Source organism: Candidatus Burkholderia verschuerenii, assembly GCF_001189365.1.
GTDB classification, from domain to species: domain Bacteria; phylum Pseudomonadota; class Gammaproteobacteria; order Burkholderiales; family Burkholderiaceae; genus Caballeronia; species Caballeronia verschuerenii.
In genome coordinates this window covers 1-2,167 of the sequence record NZ_LFJJ01000336.1, presented here as the reverse complement: position 1 = coordinate 2,167, position 2,167 = coordinate 1, and the positions used below count along the sequence as shown (strand labels likewise).

Genomic DNA, 2,167 nt, shown 5'->3' with positions numbered 1-2,167 from the left:
ATCGGCGAAGTTCCAAACTCCCAGGAAACCATTCAGATCAATATTGCTTCTGGGAGTTCTGGGAAACACGATCTTCCGGCGGCCCCTTGCCACCCTTGACTTCGACTAATTCTGAAGGGCCGACTAGATACCCGTAGATTAAACATTCGGGATCCAGATTTTTCTTCAGTGGTGAAAGGAGTCTGTATAAATTACATAATCGAGTTTCCAGTCGATCACTTATGGTAAAAGGTTGGTTAGCTCGCAATCTGCGGAAGCTTAACCATTTTTAAATTCATGAGGAGTCTTGATATGCGATTGCTTACAGATGCTGAGATACAACAGGTAAGCGGCGGCAAAAGTGGTCCACCGATCGATGTTATTGGAAGACGGGATTACTATCTAAGAGAGAATCATTCACCGGCATATTCAGGATCTAGCGACCCAAGGTTTCAGATTTATATGCAATGGGCGGCAGGATATTATACTGCTCAGGCACATGATTTAGCGATAGACAAGGTCGCAAAAGATGTCGCGAAGGCGATCAAAACGTCTAAGGCAAATCTTGATAATCAGGAATATAGCGCCATACTATATCAAGATTCTTCAGGATATCATGCTGGAAATATCTTGCCCGGTCACAATCATGATACAGGCAGTCATTCGATCCAAGACTATGGCGTTCCGCCTGGGGCGACGATTGTGGGATTTGTCCATAATCACCCGACTTACTACGACGGTATCAATAACTCAAATCGTGCCTTTGCCGACAATGTAGATCTCGCAGCTACTGCAAACCCTTTTCCTGGACCGACTCCGGTAGGCAAGGAAGAATTCCGATCATACATAATGCATGACAATATTCTTGATGAGTATGATTATGCATCGGTTCTGAAAAACGCAGCTAGTTACCAAGCGCCGAACGTCGCTCGCCCGGACATACATCCGGACGCATCAACGACTATCCAATAATCATCGGGAGGGGCGACGTGTTTAAAAAAGCATTTTTTGCAACGATGGCATTTTTGCTAAGTGCGGAATCTGTGCCAACCATTTCGCACGAGCACGACGCCCCGATCGCGTCAGAGGTTCGGCAGACCTATTCGACCGACTGCGGCAATAGCATTGGGCGATTCTCGCTCGACTTCGTGCGTACTCCGCCGGGTGGAGGGGTGCTGGCAAATTTGAAAGTCGACAACAAAAATATGGCTGATAGCCAAATCAGACTGGTGAATGCCGAACTGAACAAGTTTTTTGATTATAGGTACTCCGAGATACAATGTACTCCTATTGGGCTCAATGTCACGATTGGAGCTAGACCGGCACCAAATAACACCGAGCTGTCACACATTGTTTTCGTGGTGAACCGAGAGGGTGTTGTTGGCATTCGGTCATTCTCGGTGGGGCGACAGCCTTAATAGATCATCGCGGCGTCTAGAGTCGCATCTTGGAATCCCACCAGACTTTTTGACGCGGTACTCGGCTTCGGTGAATTGATTGATTACCGGTGATTTTATTTAAGGGAGGGTGTTTTTTTCGCTGGGTTGTGGACTGGCTAAATGTTTAGCGCCGTCGCGCACGAAAAGTTATTGAGTCAAAGCGCAATAGACAGCCAGCGCATCGGCAGTATCCAGTTCGATGCATCGGCGCAACGCGCCAAGGTCGAATGTGTCGGCAGAAAGCAGACGAAGTGGCGAGGCCTGCCAGAGGTTGATGGCTGGCCCCGCCGTACAGATCGCCGATGATCAGCTTCGCCCCTCATCCCTTTGAAGGTCGGGCTCCTACGCAAGAGTCAGCTTAACGTAACAAAGTCTCGATGCTGTCTTCTCGACGATCACTGACGCAGCGCAGATAGCCTGACGGTAGTCGAGGCGCGTTCGAGACACTAAATGTAGTGTCCGAGTATGGTCTCACTGCGATCGACGCCTCGCGGTGATCGCGCTTTTGGGGTTGCACTAGAGCCTCACGAGCAAGTCCTTACCAAGACCCGAGAAGCGCATATCGAACATAGTGCGAACCTGTCGCCGTCCAAGGACAAAGGGCGCAGCCCGAACCGAGTATCGAGCCCGCATCCCCGAAAACGATAAAGGGTGGCGAGGCCGAACGGGAGTTGTACGTCGGCCTCGCCACAGATTAGCGGAACAAACCGGCATCGGATCGATCTGTCCCGCCGCCATCACGATCCAAG

At 50.1% G+C, this 2,167-nt stretch carries 2 protein-coding genes; both read left to right on the top strand.

Translation table 11 applies throughout. The annotated features are described in order from the left end of the window. Positions 1-291 precede the first annotated feature (291 nt). Entirely contained in the window at positions 292-951 is a 660-nt protein-coding gene (locus BVER_RS32040; RefSeq protein WP_157056285.1) for a hypothetical protein, read from the top strand. Between the two features lie 17 nt (positions 952-968). Next, positions 969-1,397: a hypothetical protein gene (locus BVER_RS28660; RefSeq protein ID WP_050456115.1), complete on the top strand. Its 429-nt coding sequence runs from the start codon at positions 969-971 to the stop codon at positions 1,395-1,397. Positions 1,398-2,167 lie beyond the last annotated feature (770 nt).

Excerpts from the sequence above, each read along its gene's own strand:
- BVER_RS32040 (WP_157056285.1), top strand. The coding sequence starts at position 292 with ATGCGATTGCTTACAGATGCTGAGATACAACAGGTAAGCGGCGGCAAA.